Annotated in this window: 15 protein-coding genes; 5 read left to right on the top strand and 10 right to left on the bottom strand. The window is 72.6% G+C overall.

The window, feature by feature from the left end:
* Positions 1–373: 373 nt before the first annotated feature.
* Complete coding sequence (locus tag ACMA1D_RS00075) at positions 374–1,393, top strand: phosphatase PAP2 family protein (protein WP_414721735.1); 1,020 nt, start codon at positions 374–376, stop codon at positions 1,391–1,393.
* A gap of 149 nt (positions 1,394–1,542) precedes the next feature.
* Here the strand turns inward: ACMA1D_RS00075 and ACMA1D_RS00070 are convergent, their stop codons facing one another.
* The gene (locus ACMA1D_RS00070; protein ID WP_414721734.1) at positions 1,543–1,758 is read right to left on the bottom strand and encodes an I78 family peptidase inhibitor; all 216 of its coding nucleotides are present in this window, start codon (positions 1,756–1,758) and stop codon (positions 1,543–1,545) included.
* 560 nt (positions 1,759–2,318) lie between these two features.
* Between ACMA1D_RS00070 and ctaD the strand changes: the two genes are divergently transcribed.
* Entirely contained in the window at positions 2,319–4,013 is a 1,695-nt protein-coding gene (gene ctaD, locus ACMA1D_RS00065; RefSeq protein ID WP_414721733.1) for a cytochrome c oxidase subunit I, read from the top strand.
* Here the strand turns inward: ctaD and ACMA1D_RS00060 are convergent.
* The 4 genes from ACMA1D_RS00060 to ACMA1D_RS00045 all read right to left on the bottom strand — a co-directional run bounded on the left by ACMA1D_RS00060 (position 3,973) and on the right by ACMA1D_RS00045 (position 7,755).
* Positions 3,973–4,974: a helix-turn-helix transcriptional regulator gene (locus ACMA1D_RS00060; protein WP_414721732.1), complete on the bottom strand. Its 1,002-nt coding sequence runs from the start codon at positions 4,972–4,974 to the stop codon at positions 3,973–3,975. The genes ctaD and ACMA1D_RS00060 overlap by 41 nt on opposite strands.
* 320 nt (positions 4,975–5,294) lie before the next feature.
* Complete coding sequence (locus ACMA1D_RS00055; RefSeq protein WP_414721731.1) at positions 5,295–5,465, bottom strand: hydrophobic protein; 171 nt, start codon at positions 5,463–5,465, stop codon at positions 5,295–5,297.
* A 74-nt stretch (positions 5,466–5,539) separates the two neighbouring features.
* A complete protein-coding gene (locus ACMA1D_RS00050) occupies positions 5,540–6,508 on the bottom strand; it encodes a hypothetical protein (protein ID WP_414721730.1) in 969 nt (322 codons plus the stop codon).
* Positions 6,505–7,755: a glycosyltransferase family 4 protein gene (locus ACMA1D_RS00045; protein ID WP_414721729.1), complete on the bottom strand. Its 1,251-nt coding sequence runs from the start codon at positions 7,753–7,755 to the stop codon at positions 6,505–6,507. The genes ACMA1D_RS00050 and ACMA1D_RS00045 overlap by 4 nt, the downstream gene beginning before the upstream one ends.
* A 765-nt stretch (positions 7,756–8,520) precedes the next feature.
* Between ACMA1D_RS00045 and ACMA1D_RS00040 the strand changes: the two genes are divergently transcribed.
* Together ACMA1D_RS00040 and ACMA1D_RS00035 are read left to right on the top strand one after the other, a co-directional pair.
* Positions 8,521–9,303: a hypothetical protein gene (locus tag ACMA1D_RS00040; RefSeq protein ID WP_349996688.1), complete on the top strand. Its 783-nt coding sequence runs from the start codon at positions 8,521–8,523 to the stop codon at positions 9,301–9,303.
* Between the two features lie 236 nt (positions 9,304–9,539).
* Entirely contained in the window at positions 9,540–9,866 is a 327-nt protein-coding gene (locus ACMA1D_RS00035; protein WP_414721728.1) for a hypothetical protein, read from the top strand.
* A gap of 388 nt (positions 9,867–10,254) precedes the next feature.
* Here ACMA1D_RS00035 and der read toward each other — a convergent pair whose 3' ends face one another.
* The 4 genes from der to ACMA1D_RS00015 form a co-directional block, all read right to left on the bottom strand.
* Positions 10,255–11,715: a ribosome biogenesis GTPase Der gene (der, locus tag ACMA1D_RS00030; RefSeq protein WP_414721727.1), complete on the bottom strand. Its 1,461-nt coding sequence runs from the start codon at positions 11,713–11,715 to the stop codon at positions 10,255–10,257.
* Between the two features lie 60 nt (positions 11,716–11,775).
* Positions 11,776–12,381, bottom strand: a complete 606-nt coding sequence (locus tag ACMA1D_RS00025; protein WP_414721965.1) for a lysophospholipid acyltransferase family protein — start codon at positions 12,379–12,381, stop codon at positions 11,776–11,778.
* 86 nt (positions 12,382–12,467) lie between these two features.
* Positions 12,468–13,193, bottom strand: coding sequence for a (d)CMP kinase (cmk, locus tag ACMA1D_RS00020; RefSeq protein ID WP_414721726.1), 726 nt, complete (start codon positions 13,191–13,193; stop codon positions 12,468–12,470).
* Positions 13,194–13,478: 285 nt separating this feature from the next.
* The gene (locus ACMA1D_RS00015; RefSeq protein WP_414721725.1) at positions 13,479–14,564 is read right to left on the bottom strand and encodes a prephenate dehydrogenase; all 1,086 of its coding nucleotides are present in this window, start codon (positions 14,562–14,564) and stop codon (positions 13,479–13,481) included.
* A gap of 306 nt (positions 14,565–14,870) precedes the next feature.
* Between ACMA1D_RS00015 and ACMA1D_RS00010 the strand changes: the two genes are divergently transcribed.
* Positions 14,871–15,233 (top strand): DUF952 domain-containing protein, encoded by a 363-nt coding sequence (locus ACMA1D_RS00010; RefSeq protein ID WP_414721724.1) that lies wholly within the window; start codon positions 14,871–14,873, stop codon positions 15,231–15,233.
* Positions 15,234–15,401: 168 nt separating this feature from the next.
* On the opposite strand, the gene ACMA1D_RS00005 is transcribed toward ACMA1D_RS00010, so the two are convergent.
* The coding region (locus tag ACMA1D_RS00005; RefSeq protein WP_414721723.1) for a pseudouridine synthase at positions 15,402–16,258 on the bottom strand (857 nt) is incomplete at its 5' end.

Here is a 16,258-nt window from a genome sequence, read left to right as displayed (position 1 = left end):
GCCGCCGGACCAGGCGGGCCCACCATGGCCGGATGCGATCGGGCGCCGGACCGCCACCGGGCGTGTGACCTGCGCGGAACCGCCCTGCGGCGATGATCAGCACGCCGCCGCCCGGACACCCGAGCCACGGCAACCACAGGGGAAACAACAGGGAACGCCGGGGCGAATCAGCGATAAACAGCGGAGCGCTAATAGAATAAACGGGTTCTAGCTGATCCTCTTGAGAAGCACCAACGGAATAGACAAGGACTCCCGGCATTCCGTGAAATCGTGAACGGCAATGTCGAGAACGAGACCCTCTCCACATCACATCGTCATCACAAAGAGACGTGATCGACCGATGTCACCTGTCACGCAATGTAATCTCGATTGAGTGCGTACCGATGACAAGCTTCCTCAGGCGGAGGAGCGCCCGACCAAAGTCGCGCGACCGCGCATGACGCGGACCCGCGGCTGGTTGCTGGGGACCACTCTCGCGGTCTACGTGGCCACGGTGGTCGGCGTGCTCACCACCTCCTGGCTGGTGAAGCTCGACTGGCAAGTCATGTTGTTCCGGCCGTACAAGCAGTGGCCGGAATTCCACACCTTCCTGGACTACTTCGTCGTGCTCGGTCAGCGCGGTCCGACCGCCGTCCTGGTGACCGCCTGGCTCGGCTGGTGCTGCTGGCGACAGCGCACCCCCCGGCCGCTGCTGCTGCTCGGCACCTCGCTGTTGCTGCTGAACGCCACCGTGGGCGCCGCGAAGTTGGGGATGGGTCGGCTCGGTCCGCACTACGCCACCGTGGTCGGCTCGAACGAGATGTGGGAGAACGGCGATATATTTCCCTCGGGTCACACCGCGAACGCCGTGGTCACCTGGGGTGTGCTGGCCTATCTGGCGACCACTCCACAGGCGCGCAGGATCGCCTCCGTGGCCGCTTCGGTCGTCACTTTCGGCGTGGGCATGACGACCGTCTACCTCGGGACGCACTGGGTCAGCGACGTTCTGCTCGGCTGGGCGGCCGGGCTGCTGATCCTGCTGGCGCTGCCGCTGTTCGAGGCCCCGATGGCCTGGGCCGAGATGGTCCTGTGCATCGCCTGGAAGCGGCTGCGGGCCGGCTCGCTGTTCACTCCGCAACCGGTGTCCGCGCTGGCCAACCCCGCTGTGAGCACGCTGCGGAGCGCGCCGGACGAGGAGCACCACACCCGGGAGCGGCTGCCGTTGGCCGGCCGGGCCGGTGGGGCCGCACGACCGTCGGAGAGCTGGCCGCACCACCCCGCGAGGCCGCACACGGCGCGCTCCGAGCGCACCCCGGTCACCCCGACCGGCAGCCGCCGCCCGCCGCACGCGGACCGGGCGCGCACCGCCCCGCTGGGCTCGGCCGGCGCCCCGCGCGGCCGTAGCGGCGGCTGACCGGACCTCGTACGGGCCGCCGCCTCCCCGTAGCGCACCTCGGGCCGCCAGCCGGCCACAGACGGCTTCCGAAGGCCCCGAGACTCCCCTGGAGCTCGGGGCCTTCGCCGTTTGCCCGGCGCGGTCGCACACGACAGCGGCGGGCCGGTTCAGCCCTGCCAGCAGCGCTCGACGACGCCGTCGTCAACGGTGAAATTCAGTCGGCCGCCCAGGTACTCCAGAGTGATGACGGCCCCCGGCGGCAGCGTCCTGACGGTGGTCCAGCCACGCGCCCTGGCCCGTCGTTCGGCAGTCTCGCCGTCGAGGCCGACATAGGAGTCAAGGTCATCGGCCGGCTCGGGCGAAGGAATCGGTAGAGGTGCCATGCCAGCCACCGTAGGCGCCACTCCCCGGGGACGGAAGGCCCGCTCTACGCGCGGAACCCCCGTCCGGCCGACCGTCACTGGTCACACTTGTGTCACAGAAAACAGGGCCCGGTTTGTCGTCATCTATGTCACCCGTAAGGACCTTCCGTTCTCGGCCGGAAGGCCCTGCGGAGTTCTCTGCAATAACGCGCTATGACGCCGGGAAAGGGCTTCCCCGCACATCACGCCGCATCTTCGGCGGCGGGAATTCGGTAGTCGCCAAAAACGCATACCGCATCACACGGGGAGCACACAATTCCACCACATTGATCTGGCCGTCCGTACACAGGTTTGGCCATAGCTGCGCATCTTGACTTCCTATCTGACACCCACATGACAGACACACCAGACAAGACCGACAACGAGCGCGCGAAGGTGCCCGGATAGCGAACCGCAGGCAGGACAGAAGGGGGCGAAACGGTATGCGTCCTGCGTGTCGCACCACAGTCCTGGCCGTGCGCGCCCCGCATCATGGCGGGTGCCCGCAGCCCGGCACAGTCGACGCCCAGAGGGAGCCACGCATGGGGACGGAGACCGCTCAGGCGGGGGCGGGAGCGGTACCGGAGCGGCGGCACGGGCGGGTGCTCGTGGACTGGCTCACCACGACCGACCACAAGAAGATCGGCCATCTGTACCTGCTCACCTCGTTCGCCTTCTTCCTGGTCGGCGGGGTACTGGCGCTGGTGATGCGGGCCGAGCTGGCCAGGCCGGGGCTGCAACTGGTCTCCAACGAACAGTTCAACCAGGCGTTCACGCTGCACGGCACGATCATGCTGCTGCTCTTCGCCACCCCGACCTTCGCGGGCTTCGCCAACGAGATCATGCCGCTCCAGATCGGCTCGCCCGACGTCGCCTTCCCGCGTCTGAACATGCTCTCGTACTGGCTGTTTCTGTTCGGCGGACTCCTCGTACTGAGCGGTTTGCTGGTACCGGACGGCGCGGCCGACTTCGGCTGGTTCGCCTACGCGCCGCTGAACAGCGCCACCCACTCCCCCGGCATCGGGGCCGACCTGTGGATCATGGGGCTCGCGCTGTCCGGCTTCGGCACCATCCTGGGCTCGGTCAACTTCCTCACCACGATCATCGCGATGCGGGCCCCGGGCATGACCATGTTCCGGATGCCGGTCTTCACCTGGAACGTGCTGTTCACCTCGATCCTGGTGCTCATCGCCTTCCCCGTGCTGGCCGCCGCCCTGCTGTGCCTGGAGGCCGACCGGCGGTTCGGGGCGCTGGTCTTCGAGCCGGAGTTCGGCGGGGCGGTGCTCTGGCAGCACCTGTTCTGGTTCTTCGGGCACCCGGAGGTCTACATCATCGCGCTGCCGTTCTTCGGCATCATCACGGAGATCATCCCGGTCTTCGCCCGCAAGCCGGTCTTCGGCTACGTGATGCTGGTCGGCGCGACGATGGCCATCACCGGGCTGTCCGTGGTGGTCTGGGCGCACCACATGTTCGCCACCGGCGCGGTGCTGCTGCCCTTCTTCTCCCTGTTGTCCTTCCTGATCGCGGTGCCCACCGGGGTGAAGTTCTTCAACTGGATCGGGACCATGTGGCACGGCTCCATCTCCTTCGAGACGCCCATGCTGTGGTCGATCGGCTTCCTGGTGAGCTTCCTGTTCGGCGGCCTGACTGGGGTCATCCTGGCCTCACCCCCGCTGGACTTCCACGTCACCGACAGCTACTTCGTGGTCGGCCACTTCCACTACGTGGTGTTCGGCACGGTCGTCTTCGCCATGTTCGCCGGCTTCTACTTCTGGTGGCCGAAGTTCACCGGCAAGATGCTCGACGAGCGGCTGGGCCGCATCCACTTCTGGACCCTGTTCGTGGGCTTCCACACCACGTTCCTGGTCCATCACTGGCTGGGCGTGGAGGGCATGCCACGGCGGTACGCGGACTACCTGGCCGCCGACGGGTTCACCGCACTCAACACCCTCTCCACCATCGGCGCCTTCCTGCTCGGCAGCTCCACGCTGCCCTTCCTCTACAACGTCTGGAAGACCGCCAGGTACGGCGAGCAGGTGGCACTGGACGACCCGTGGGGCTACGGCCGCTCCCTGGAGTGGGCCACCTCCTGCCCGCCGCCGCGGCACAACTTCACCGCGCTGCCCCGCATCCGCTCCGAGTCACCCGCCTTCGACCTGCACCACCCGCAGGTCGCGCAGCTTGACGAGGGCGTTCTCAGCCCAGCGCCCGATCGAGTCGGTCACGCATCGTCTTGAGGTGCCCGCGCAGTTCGGGCGGCTCGCGCACCTCGAAGTCGAAGCCCGCGAGCAGCACGTGCACGGCCAGCACGTCGAGCGTGTGCGCGCCGGTGTGCAGCAGGCAGGACTCCTCGTCCACCGCCTCAAGCACCCCGGCCGTCGGCGAGATGTGCTCGGCCGCGCGCTCGGCCGACACCTTGAGGAGCACCGTGGCGCGCTGCGCGTACGCGGCGATCGACACCCGCTCGGATACGTAGCCGCCCAGGTCGTCGGCGGGTGGCTCGCGGGGGTCGAAGCGCGGGCCGTGCGGCGGCTTGGGGGTGATCCGGTCGGCGCGGAAGGTGCGCCAGTCCGTGCGGTCGAGGTCCCAGGCGACCAGGTACCAGCGGGCCCGCGAGCAGACCAGCCGGAGCGGTTCGACGCTGCGCCGGCTGACCTCGCCGTCGTGGGCGCGGTACGCGAAGCGCACCCGCTGCCGGTCCCGGCAGGCGTGCGCCAACTCCGTCAGCACGTGCGGATCGATGGCCGGACCTGCGTGGTTGCCGGTCATCGGCACCGTGTAGGCGTTCAGGGTCGAGACCCGGCGGCGCAGCCGGTCCGGCAGCACCTGCTCCAGCTTGGCCAGCGCGCGTACCGAACTCTCCTCGACGCCCTCGATGCCGACCGGCGCCATCCGCAGGCCGAGGGCGACCGCCACCGCCTCCTCGTCGTCGAGCAGCAGCGGCGGCAGTTCGGCGCCCGCACCGAGTTGGTAGCCGCCGGCGGTGCCCGACACCGAGTGCACCGGGTAGCCGAGTTCGCGCAGCCGGTCCACGTCGCGGCGGACCGTGCGCGGCGTCACGCCCAGCCGCTCGGCCAACTCCGCGCCCGACCAACTGCGCCGCCCACCACCGGCACCGGAGCGCCCCGGTGGCGCCAGGCCGCCGTGGGTCTGGAGCAGGGAGAGCAGGCGCAGCAGTCGGGCGGAGGTCTCCAGCATGCGCAGCAGTGTGCCAGCCCTCGCGGACGGCTTCGGTCCGCGAGGGCTGGCGTGGGATGAACGGTCGGTGGTCCGGCCCCGTTCGGGACGGTCCCGGGGGCACCGGGCCGGCGCGGTCTGCGCTGCCGGGGGAACCGGCGTCGCCGGAGGCCGCCGCGGGGGCCGTCACCGGTCGCGGTCACCGCCGCTACGGGGACGGCTGACCGCCCGCACGCGGCAGGGCCGCTAGGTGTCCAGACCGCGCGGCGCCGGTAGGGGGCGGGGGCCGGCGCGGCGTGCACCGGCCTGCCGGGCGCCGTCGGACGCCCGGGCCGCCGCGCTCACCACCGGTACCAGCGTGAGCGGTGCCCACTGGCCGTCGTGGAGCGCAGCAGGAAGCCGAGCAGCCAGATGACCAGCACGGCGATGGCGATCCACCACAGGACCTTGATCGCGAAGCCGGCGCCGAAAAGCAGCAGCGCCAGCAACAGAACGAGTAGGACAGGAACCATGCTTCACACCTCCAGGGCCATCAGGTGCCCCGGTGGGCGCAGTTCATGCCACAACCCGGTCCCGGTCGGCGGTGCTACGCCCCCTCGATGCGCACCGACAGGTCGTTGTCGGCCGTGTAGTAAGGGGCGGCGCGCACCGATCCGCGGTCCGTGGTGAGGGTCAGCGCCGGGTAGGCGAAGACGGGCTTCTTGTCCACCACGTCATCCAGGATGCGCGCGATGCGCACCGCGTGCTGCGCGGTGGCCGCCGCCCCGGACTCCGTCTCAGGCTCTGCCTCGACCGCTGCCCCGTCCGCCTCCGCCGCGCCGTCGCCGGGTGCCTGCGCGTCGGCCGTACGGGACAGCCACAGGTCCCAGATGTCCTGCCCGCCCTCCCAGTGCGCGGCCAGGTCGGCGTACCCGAGCGTGAAGCCGAAGTCCGCGTCGTCCACCGTGACCGGCACGGTGTGCACCACCGACGGGTCGCGGCGCAGCCGGGCCCGCACCACCGCGCCGGCCAGCCACTGCGCCGGTCGCTCCAGCCGGTAGAGCCGGGCCTGGGCGCTCAGCGTGCCGTCCGCGACGCGCAGGTCCCCGGCCTCCGCGTGCGGCGCCCGCAGCCAACTGCGCAGCGAGAGGTTGCCGTGCTTGGTGGTGTACGGAATGCGGACGGCCAGCGGCGACAGGCTGGGGCCCGGGCGGCGGTCCACCAGCGAACGCAGGTCGTGCAGCCCGGGCGCCAGTCGGCGGGCCGGGGCCTCACCGCACGCCACGTACACGTCCCACCGGCCCTCGGGCAGGGCGACGGTGCTGGGCAGCACCGCGCGCAGCCGCCGCTCGCCGGCCGGCGACAGCGGAAGGCGCACCTCCTCGGCCCCGTGCTCGTCCCCGCGCAGCCGCAGCACCAGGGCGGCCTCCCCGCCGGCGTCCGGTGCCGGCGGGTCGACGATGTCGAAGGTGAGGCCGCCGGCGGAGTCGGCGACACTGTCCGCGCGCAGCGGCACGCTCGTCTCGGCCTTCGGCTCGGGGGCGGGCGTGGGCAGTTCTGCTGAGGTGGTCGTCATGCGGCACGTGCCTTTCTGAACGCCAGCCGCCCGGCGTCCTTGGTCGCGTACACGCCACTGAGCAGGGCGCCTCGCGTGCGGTGGAGCGAGCCGCGCAGTCCCCCGCGCGACAGCAGATCACTGAAGAGCGCCTCGTACCGCCCGGCGACCTGGGAGGGGTCGAAGCGGGCGGAGTCGGCCAGTGCGGCGCGGCCCATGCGCTGCCGCAGTTCGTCGTCGTTGATCAGGTCGAGCAGGGCAGCGGCGATGGCGTTGACGTCACCGGGCGGCACCAGCCGGCCGTCCACACCGTCGTCGATGATCTCGCCGGGACCGTGCGGGCAGTCGGTGGAGACCACCGGCAGACCGCAGCGCATGGCCTCCACGATGGTCATGCCGAAGGATTCGAGGCTTGAGGTGACGGCGGCGATGGAGCCCTTGGCCCACTCGGGGTCGAGCGGGTTGGCCGGGCCCATCAGGTAGACGTGGTTGTAGAGGCCGAGGCGGTCGATCAGAGCGCGCAGCTTGTCGCGTTCGGCGCCGCCGCCGTAGATCCGCAACCGCCAGTCCGGCCGCTGCTCGGTCACCTTCGCGAACGCCTTGATCAGCAGGTCGTACCGCTTGACCGGGGCCAGCCGGCCGGCCGCCACCACCCACTTGCCGGTGCCGTCGGCCGGGGCGAGTTGCGGCTCGGGCACGCTGTTGGGCACGGCTTCCACGCGGACGCCGGGCAGTCGCATCTGGCGGCGGTAGGTCCGGGCGTCGGCCTCGGTCACCGTGGTCACCGCGTCCAGCCGCGGGTAGAGGCCGCGCAGCGTCGCCTTCAGCGACCGGGAGTGCGTGCTGAGCGTGAGGTGCTCCTGACCGACCCGCACCACGCCGCGCCGCGCCTCGCGCGCGATGTGGCAGTTGAGGCCGGGCCGGGTGCCGACCACCACGTCGGTCTCCAGGGCGGCCAGGTGGTCGGCGATGCGCAGGTCGGTCAGCTCGCTGTACTGCTTGTAGCGGCCTTCGGACCGGGGGAACACGCGCGCGGGCTTGGTGTACCGCGGGTCGTCGCCCTCGTAGTGCGGGCTGCTCTTGCGGATGTCGACCAGATGCCGCAACGTCACCTTGGAGCCCGGGTCGAAGACCGGCTCGTCGCGGTGGCGGAAGACGGAGACGATCTCCACGTCGTGGTGTTCCGCCAGCGTGCGGGCGGTGTTGTACGTGGTGCGGATCGTCCCGCCGATCCCGTACGCGTTGTGAATCAGGAATGAGATATGCATCCGGCCCCGTAATTCCGACATCTGACGGTTCCCCACGGACGGTCCCTCGTCCGCCTAGCTCAGGGTAAGACGGGGAAAACGGTTGCCGGGTTGGCCGCCCACACCATCTTGTTCTCCAAGCGATGTGAAATCGGTAGCCGGCCCGGGGAACTTTCGCCCGTCGGACACCATCATGGCTGGTGAGCGCCGCCCGCCGGACATCCGCCGCGCCCCACCGGGGCCCGCCCGGCGGCCGTACCGGATGGTTTTCCGCCCCCGTACGGGCCTGCCGGCGCCAACCCCGACACCCCGCGCCGACCCGCCGCCCCTGGCCTGATCCCGGCCCCGGCCCACCGGCGCCGCCGTCCGGTCGCGTCCTGCCCGGCCCCTGGCCGCCCGGGCCCCGCGGGCCCTCCGCACCCCCGCGCACCTCCCTCTCGCTCGACGGGCCCGGCCCGTCCGCGCCCCGTGCGGTGGCCCCGGCGGTGCGCGCCACCGATCGCCGAGCGGGGCTCCCTGACGGCCCGCGCCCGACCCCGAGGGCGGATTCCGGCCGGGGCCGCGCCGGCCGCCGGGCCCCCACCGACCGCCCCGCCGTCGCCCCGGCCAGCGGCGCGACCGGCCCCACCGGGCCAGCAAGCGCTTTCACCACACCGCCACCCGTGCCCCGCTACGACGCGTTTCCGCCCCGTCGCCGGGCGTGACCCGCGCCGCCGTCTCCCGTTGAGTTCTTTACGAGCCGGGGAACCCACCCGGCACAGGGAAGACAAATTCGAGGAGCCACCCGTGCCGCGCATGCTCGACGTCAGCGACGACGTACGCGCCGAGATCGGCGACGACGAGGCCGAACGGCTACTCGTCGGCGACAACACCCCGGGAAACTACGACTGCACCTCCTGCCGCACCCCGGGCGACGCCGCCCAGGAGCCCACCAGCACGGTGCTCTTCGTCGGTGAGGAGACCGCCGTCCTCGCCTTCGCCCACGCCTCCTGCATCCCCTCGCAGGTGGTCACGGTCTCCGAAGAGCAGCTCCAGGGCGCCGTACGGTCGATCACCGCAGGCCAGGACGCCGACACGATCGCCAAGAGCGATCCCCGCCAAGCGGTGCTCGGCGTGACCAGCGGCCTGATCCTGCTCGGCGGTGACGTGCACCCGGCGCTGGTGGTCGAGCCGACCGGGCCCATCGTGCGCCCCGGCTCCGACAGCCCGGGCGACGACTTCCTGCCCCTCCTGACCGAGCAGGGCTTCCGCCCGGTGACCAACCTGGAGCAGCGGCCGGACGCGAACGCGGGCTGGTCGGTCCTGCTCGCCATGGGCCAACTGCACGCCATCCTCTCCCCCGGTGCCGACGGCAGCGCCTCCACCGCCTGGTGGCAGGCGCACCAGCCGCTGCACGTGACCGAGGGCTGGCGGGCCGCGGTGAACCGGTCCAACACCGTCTTCGTCTACGCCGCCCCGGCCGGGGTGATCGGCCAGCAGCCGCGCGAGGACCTGCTCCGCGAGGCCCTGGAGCGGGCCGCGAAGCGGGGGGCGCTGGTGGGCGCCGCGATGCCGCTCGCGGGCACGTGAGACCGACCGGGCCGGCCCGCGGCCCGGGGCACCCACAGGCCGGCCCGACCCCGCACGGCGCGGCGTTCCCGGTGCCGGCGCGGGGCCAGGCCCGTCCCCACGCTCACCCATATGCCTCACGAGCAGCGTATTCGCCGCAATTTCCGCATCCGACGGGCGGCCGGGTCGTTGGCGCTTACGTGCACACTTACGAGCCCGCCCCCCGCGATCCGTACCAGCCGCCCCCCATCCCCGGCATGCGCCCCTCGCACGAGGCGGCGACCGAGCACCCCAGGCCGCAGCCGCCGGCCGGCGCCTCGGCCACGCCGATCTTCGATGCCCTGTACGCGGAGTACCGCAGGTCCTTCCGGGCCCTGCCGGGGGACCGTACGGGTGAGGAGGACCTGAAGTTCACCGCCTTCGGTCCGCGCGAACAGCGCGGCGGGTGGGACCGACAGGGTGGCTGGGAGCGCACCGGCACCTGGGACGGCGGCCACTGGCGGGGCACCGGCCGCCACCAGCGCCCGGGACTGCCGGCGGCCCTGCCACCGGCACCGCGGGACAGCGGGCGGCACGGCCTCTGACCAGCCGTACCGGTGCGGCGCCCGTACCGGGCCCGTGCGGGCACGGGCAGCTCGCCGCGGGGCGCGGCAGCGGTACGTCGCACCGCCCACGGTGGTGGTCGGTCGACCGGGTCGACGCGGGGCGTGGCCGTAGGCACGCGAGCGGCCCCGGGGCAGTTGCCCCGGGGCCGCTCGGCCGTTCCGGCGTACGCATCGCGTTCCCGTGCGCGCGGGCCCGGCGCGCCCGTGCCGTCATGCGATCCGCACGACGGCTTGCGGTTCCTGCAGGGGCGTTCCAAGCTCCGTACGCCCGTGCCGCCCCGCGGTCACGCAGCCGTACAGCCACCCCGCCGCCCGCGCACACACCCACATGCGTGGTGTAGAACGTCGTGCAGATGGCGCCGGAAAACTACTTCTTGCGGCCCCGCTTCTCCCGCACCCGCACCGAGAGGTGGATCGGCGTGCCGTCGAAACCGAACTCCTCGCGCAGCCGGCGCTCCACGAAGCGGCGGTAGCCGGCCTCCAGGAAGCCGGAGGCGAAGAGCACGAAGCGCGGGGGCTTGGTGCCCGCCTGCGTGCCGAACAGGATGCGCGGCTGCTTGCCGCCGCGGATGGGGTGCGGGTGGGAGGCGACGATCTCACCGAGGAAGGCGTTCAGCCGGCCGGTGGGCACCCGGGTCTCCCAGCCGACGATGGCCGTCTCGATCGCCGGGACCAGCTTCTCCATGTGCCGCCCGGTGCGTGCCGAGACGTTGACCCGCTGCGCCCACGGGATCTGCACCAGGTCCCGCTCGATCTCGCGCTCCAGGTAGTAGCGGCGCTCCTCGTCGAGGGTGTCCCACTTGTTGTACGCGATGACCAATGCACGGCCCGCGTCCACGGCCATGGTGATGATCCGCTGGTCCTGCACGCTGATCGACTCGCTGGCGTCGATCAGCACCACCGCGACCTCCGCCTTCTCCAGGGCGGCTGCGGTGCGCAGCGAGGCGTAGTAGTCGGCGCCCTCCTGGAGGTGGACCCGGCGCCGGATGCCGGCGGTGTCCACGAACTTCCAGGTCTTGCCGCCGAGTTCGATCAGCTCGTCGACCGGGTCGCGGGTGGTGCCGGCCTGCTCGTTGACGACCACCCGCTCCTCGCCGGCGACCTTGTTGAGCAGCGAGGACTTGCCGACGTTGGGCCGGCCGATGAGCGCCACCCGGCGCGGGCCGCCGAGCGCGGTGCCGAAGGTCTGCGCGGGCGCCTCGGGCAGCGCGTCCAGGGCGGCGTCGAGCATGTCGCCGGTGCCGCGGCCGTGCAGCGCGGAGACCGGGTGCGGCTCGCCGAGCCCGAGCGACCACAGGGCGGCGGCGTCGGCCTCGCTGGAGGGGCCGTCGACCTTGTTGGCGCAGAGCACGACCGGCTTGCCGGCCCGGCGCAGCAGCTTGACCACGGCCTCGTCGGTGTCGGTCGCGCCCACGGTGGCGTCCACGACGAAGATCACCGCGTCGGCGGCCTCCATCGCGAACTCGGCCTGTGCGGCTACGGAGGCGTCGATGCCGAGCACGTCCTGCTCCCAGCCGCCGGTGTCCACCACCTTGAAGCGCCGGCCGGCCCACTCCGCCTCGTACGTCACCCGGTCGCGGGTGACACCGGGCCGGTCCTCGACGACGGCCTCACGGCGCCCGAGGATGCGGTTCACCAGGGTCGACTTGCCGACATTGGGGCGGCCGACGACGGCGAGCACCGGCAGCGGGCCGTGGCCGGCCGCGGCGATGTCGCTCTCCACCTCGTCGAGGTCGAACCCCTCCTGCCGGGCGAGCTCCATGAACTCCGTGTACTCGGCGTCGCCAAGCTCACCGTGCTCGTCGCCGGCGGGGATCTGGTCGTTCATGAAGTCTGTTCCTCGTCGTCCCTCGGCGGCGGGCCCTGACGGCCCGCCGCTCACGTCTGTCTAGCGGCCGGTGAGGCGCCTGGCGTCGGCCAGGTGCTCGCTCAGCCGCGCCTGGATGCGTACGGTCGCCGCGTCCAGGGCCGCCCGGGTCGCCCGGCCGCCGGAGCCCTGCCCCGGGGTGTCGCCGGTGGCGGAGAACGCCGGTCCGAAGACCACGTCCACCCGGTGGCGCAGCGGCGGCAGCGCCGCTATGGCCCGGCCGCGCCGGTCGCTGGTGCCGAGCACCGCCACCGGCACGATGGGAGCGTCGCCGCGCACCGCGAAGTAGGCCAGGCCCGCACGGAGCGAGGCGAAGTCGCCCTCGCCGCGGGTGCCCTCGGGGAAGATCCCGAGCACGCCGCCGCGGCGCAGTACGCCGAGCGCGTCGGTGATCGCCGCCCGGTCCACGCTCTGCCGGTCCACCTTGAGCTGGCCGATGGAGCGCAGGAACGGGTCGAGCGGCCCGACGAACGCCTCCTTCTTGATCAGGAAGTGCACCGGCCGCGGCGCGGTGCCCATCAGCATCGGCCCGTCGAGCCCGTGCGCGTGGTTGACCGCGAGGATGACCGGGCCGGCGGCCGGCACCCGCCAGGCGCCCAGCACCCGCGGGCGCCACAGCGAGTACATCAGGCCGATGCCGATCCGGCGACCGACGGCGGCGCCCGGCCCGCTCGGCCCCGGCTGCTCCCGGGTACACTCCGCCGCGGCCGTGCTCACGCGCCCTGCTGCTTGTCTTCGATGAGGGTGACGACGCACTCGATGACCTGGTCCAAGGTCAGCTCCGTGGTGTCCACCTCGACCGCGTCGGCGGCCTTGGCGAGCGGTGAGGTCTTGCGGCCGGAGTCGGCCGCGTCCCGCTTGGCGAGCGCCGCCTGCGTCGCGGCGACCTCCGACGCGCTCTTGACGCCGAGCTCACCGCTGCGCCGGGCGGCCCGAGCGGCCTCCGATGCGGTGAGGAAGATCTTGAGGTGCGCATCCGGCAGCACGGTGGTGCCGATGTCCCGGCCCTCGACCACGATGCCGCGCGGCGCCTCGGCGGCGATGGTGCGCTGGAGTTCGGTCAGCCGGGCGCGCACCTCGGGAACGGCGCTGACCGCGCTGACCGCGGCGGTGACCTCGGGGGTGCGGATGGGGCCCGCGGCGTCCGCGCCGTCCACGGTGATGGTCGGCGCCGCCGGGTCCGTACCGGAGACGAGGGCGGGCTTGGCCGCGGCCTCGGCGACGGCCGCGGCGTCGTTCACGTCGATGCCGTTGCTCAGCATCCACCAGGTGATCGCCCGGTACTGGGCGCCGGTGTCCAGGTAGCGCAGGCCGAGCTTGGCCGCTACGGCCTTGGAGGTGCTGGACTTGCCCGTGCCGGAGGGGCCGTCGATGCCGACAATCACTGCTGCCGGTACGGTCCTGGCGGCGGTTTCCACGGTGGCAGACACCTTCCTCATGCACGGGGCGTTACTACGGGGCGGACACGGAGTGTTCACGAATGGAGAAGTCACCGACAAGGTTACTTGTTGGAATGACCATCCCGTGCAGTCCCCGGCCCCTGGCCGCGGCCCGGAACCGCCCGGGGTCCGCGGCGAGCGCCCCGGGCGGGGGGCCCGGCGGGCACCGGGCCACGCCCCGTGCTCCGTACCGGCCGGCCCGACGGCTCACCGCCGCCGCCAGGCCCCGCCCCGCCGGTCACCGCCGGCGCGCGTGCCGGTGGTCGCCCGCGGTCGCCCGGCGGCTCAGTGCCGGATGGGCCAGCCCTGGTCGCGCAAGGTGGTGGTCAGCGGCTGCACCGCGCCCGGCTCGACGACGAGCTGGATGCGGCCCGCCTGCTGGCCGGTGGCGTGCTCGATGCGGACGTCCTCGATGTTGACGCCGGCCCGGTCGATGTCGGCGAAGATCCTCGCCAACTCGCCCGGCTGGTCGCCGATGAGCACCGTCACCGTGTCGTACGCGGCGGGCGCGGCCCCGTGCTTGCCCGGCACCCGGACCCGGCCGGCGTTGCCGCGGCGCAGCACGTCGGCGATGCCGGCCGCCCCGTCGTCGCGCTCGGCCTCCTGTGCGGACTCCAGCGCGCGCAGCGCCCGTACCGTCTCGTCCAGGTCGGCGGCGAGGTCGGCGAGCACGTCGGCGACCGGTCCCGGGTTGGCGGACAGGATGTCGATCCACATCCCCGGGTCGGAGGCAGCGATCCGGGTGACGTCGCGGATGCCCTGGCCGCAGAGGCGCACCGCGGTCTCGTCGGCGTGCTGGAGCCTGGCCGCGACCATGCTGGAGATCAGTTGCGGGGTGTGCGAGACCAGGGCCACCGCGCGGTCGTGCGCGTCGGCGTCCATCACGACGGGCACGGCCTGGCAGAGCGCGACCAGTTCGAGTGCCAGGTTCAGCACCTCGGTGTCGGTGTCCCGGCTCGGGGTGAGCACCCAGGGGCGGCCCTCGAAGAGGTCGGCACTGGCGGCCAGCGGCCCGGACCGCTCGCGGCCGGACATCGGGTGCGTGCCCAGGTAGTGGGTCAGGTCGCAGTCCTTGGCCTCAAGCTCCCGGCGCGGGCCGCCCTTGACGCTGGCGACGTCCAGGTAGCCGCGGGCCAGGCCGCGGCGCATCGCGTCGGCGAGGGTGTCGGCGACGTGCGCCGGTGGTACGGCGACGATGGCCAGGTCGACCGGGCCTTCGGGCTCGGTGTCGCTGCCGGCGCCCAGCGCGGCTGCGGTGCGGGCCTGCCCCGGGTCGTGGTCGGCGAGGTGCACGTGGACGCCCCGGCCGGTCAGCGCGAGCGCGGCTGAGGTGCCGATGAGGCCGGTGCCGATGACGAGAGCGGTTCTCACTGAGTGCTGTCCTTCTACGCGCTGCGGCTGGGCATGGTCACGTACCGCTTCCCCGCCACCCTAACCAGCCCCGGCACGCCGACCGGCCCGCCGCCCACCAGCCGAGACGGAATGCCCGGGTCCGGCCACGGCACGCCCCGACCGGCGGGCTTGCGGGCCGAGCGGGGGAGCGTGGGGGTACGGGCCGGAAGCGGGCGCGGCCGAGGGTGGGTGCCAGGGCTGGGTGCGGCCGAGGGGTGGGTGTGCGGGCACGTCCGTGGGGTCGCAGGGGGTACGCGGCGCCCGGATTCCGGTAGAACGTTCCGCATGATCTTCCACGTGGTTCCCCTGGACGACTGGCTGACCGCGCCGGACCGGCCGTACGCCCCGAGCTCGCTGGCCGACGACGGGTTCGTGCACTGTTCCCCCGACGAGGCCACGACGCTGGCGGTGGCCACCGCGTACTTCCGGGACACCGTAGGGCCGCTGATGGTGCTGCTCATCGACGAGGAGAAGCTGGACCCGATGGTCCGCTGGGAGGCCGCCGACCCCGAGCCGCCGCCCGGCGTGCCCGAGACGACCCGCTTCCCGCACGTGTACGGGCACGTCAACCGGGGCGCGGTGGCCGGCATGATGGAGGTCGAGCGCGATGCGGACGGCCGGGCCGTCGGGCTCGGCCCCTGGTCGTGACCGGGCGGGGCGTCCGGCCGGCCGGCGCCGTGGGCGCTGTGGCCCGCCGCGACGTCATCACGACGCCGCGGCCGGTCCGCGTCGCGACCCGTCGACCAGTGGCCGGGGCGGGCACACGGCCCGTCCCGGCGGCGACCGGCCCGCCGGTGCCCCGGAGAGCCGCTGCCCCTAGAGGTCGACCTCGCGCATCAGCATCCCGACCTCGGTGTTGGTCAGGCGGCGCAGCCAGCCCGACTTCTGGTCGCCGAGCGGGATGGGGCCGAAGCCCGTCCGGACCAGCTTGTCGACCGGAAAACCCGCCTCGGCCAACATGCGCCGCACGATGTGCTTGCGGCCCTCGTGCAGCGAGACCTCGACCAGGTAGTTCTTGCCGACGTTCTCGACGACCTTGAACTGGTCCGCGCGGGCGTAGCCGTCCTCAAGCTCGATGCCGTTCTTGAGCTGCTTGCCGAGGTCGCGCGGGATCGGGCCCTGGATCGCGGCCAGGTAGGTCTTCTTGACGCCGTACCTGGGGTGGGTGAGGCGGTGGGCCAACTCGCCGTGGTTGGTGAGCAGGATGATGCCCTCGGTCTCGGTGTCCAGGCGTCCGACGTGGAACAGCCGCGTCTCGCGGTTGGTCACGTAGTCGCCCAGGCACTGGCGCCCGTCCGGGTCCTCCATGGTGGAGACGACGCCGGCGGGCTTGTTGAGCGCGAAGAAGAGGTACGACTGGGTGGCGACGGTCAGGCCGTCCACCTTGATCTCGTCCTTCTCCGGGTCGACGCGCAGCCCCTGCTCGGTGACGATCTGCCCGTTCACCTCGACCCTGGCCTGGTCGATCAGCTCCTCGCAGGCGCGCCGCGAGCCCATGCCGGCCCGGGCCAGCACCTTCTGGAGCCGCTCGCCCTCCTGGTCGCCGAAGGTCTTGGGGAGGTTCAGCCGCGGCTTGTCGTGCCGGGCCCGGTTGCGCTCCTCGATCTGCGCGTCCAGCTCGCGCGGGCGGGCGGGCGCGGACCGGCCGCGGCTGCCACCGGGCCGCCCGGCAC

This window comes from Streptomyces sp. 796.1, assembly GCF_047525675.1.
In the GTDB taxonomy this organism is placed as follows: Bacteria; Actinomycetota; Actinomycetes; order Streptomycetales; family Streptomycetaceae; genus Streptomyces.
Note: the sequence above shows the minus strand (reverse complement) of the source record. Positions and strands in the feature narration are given on the sequence as shown.

What these genes read in the sequence shown, in the direction of transcription:
- ACMA1D_RS00045 (WP_414721729.1), bottom strand. Translation starts at nt 7,755, where the DNA reads ATGCATATCTCATTCCTGATTCACAACGCGTACGGGATCGGCGGGACG.
- ACMA1D_RS00035 (WP_414721728.1), top strand. Translation starts at nt 9,540, where the DNA reads ATGCGCCCCTCGCACGAGGCGGCGACCGAGCACCCCAGGCCGCAGCCG.
- ACMA1D_RS00070 (WP_414721734.1), bottom strand. Translation starts at nt 1,758, where the DNA reads ATGGCACCTCTACCGATTCCTTCGCCCGAGCCGGCCGATGACCTTGAC.
- ACMA1D_RS00060 (WP_414721732.1), bottom strand. Translation starts at nt 4,974, where the DNA reads ATGCTGGAGACCTCCGCCCGACTGCTGCGCCTGCTCTCCCTGCTCCAG.
- ACMA1D_RS00050 (WP_414721730.1), bottom strand. Translation starts at nt 6,508, where the DNA reads ATGACGACCACCTCAGCAGAACTGCCCACGCCCGCCCCCGAGCCGAAG.
- ACMA1D_RS00055 (WP_414721731.1), bottom strand. Translation starts at nt 5,465, where the DNA reads ATGGTTCCTGTCCTACTCGTTCTGTTGCTGGCGCTGCTGCTTTTCGGC.
- ctaD (WP_414721733.1), top strand. Translation starts at nt 2,319, where the DNA reads ATGGGGACGGAGACCGCTCAGGCGGGGGCGGGAGCGGTACCGGAGCGG.
- der (WP_414721727.1), bottom strand. Translation starts at nt 11,715, where the DNA reads ATGAACGACCAGATCCCCGCCGGCGACGAGCACGGTGAGCTTGGCGAC.
- cmk (WP_414721726.1), bottom strand. Translation starts at nt 13,193, where the DNA reads ATGAGGAAGGTGTCTGCCACCGTGGAAACCGCCGCCAGGACCGTACCG.
- ACMA1D_RS00010 (WP_414721724.1), top strand. Translation starts at nt 14,871, where the DNA reads ATGATCTTCCACGTGGTTCCCCTGGACGACTGGCTGACCGCGCCGGAC.
- ACMA1D_RS00025 (WP_414721965.1), bottom strand. Translation starts at nt 12,381, where the DNA reads ATGTACTCGCTGTGGCGCCCGCGGGTGCTGGGCGCCTGGCGGGTGCCG.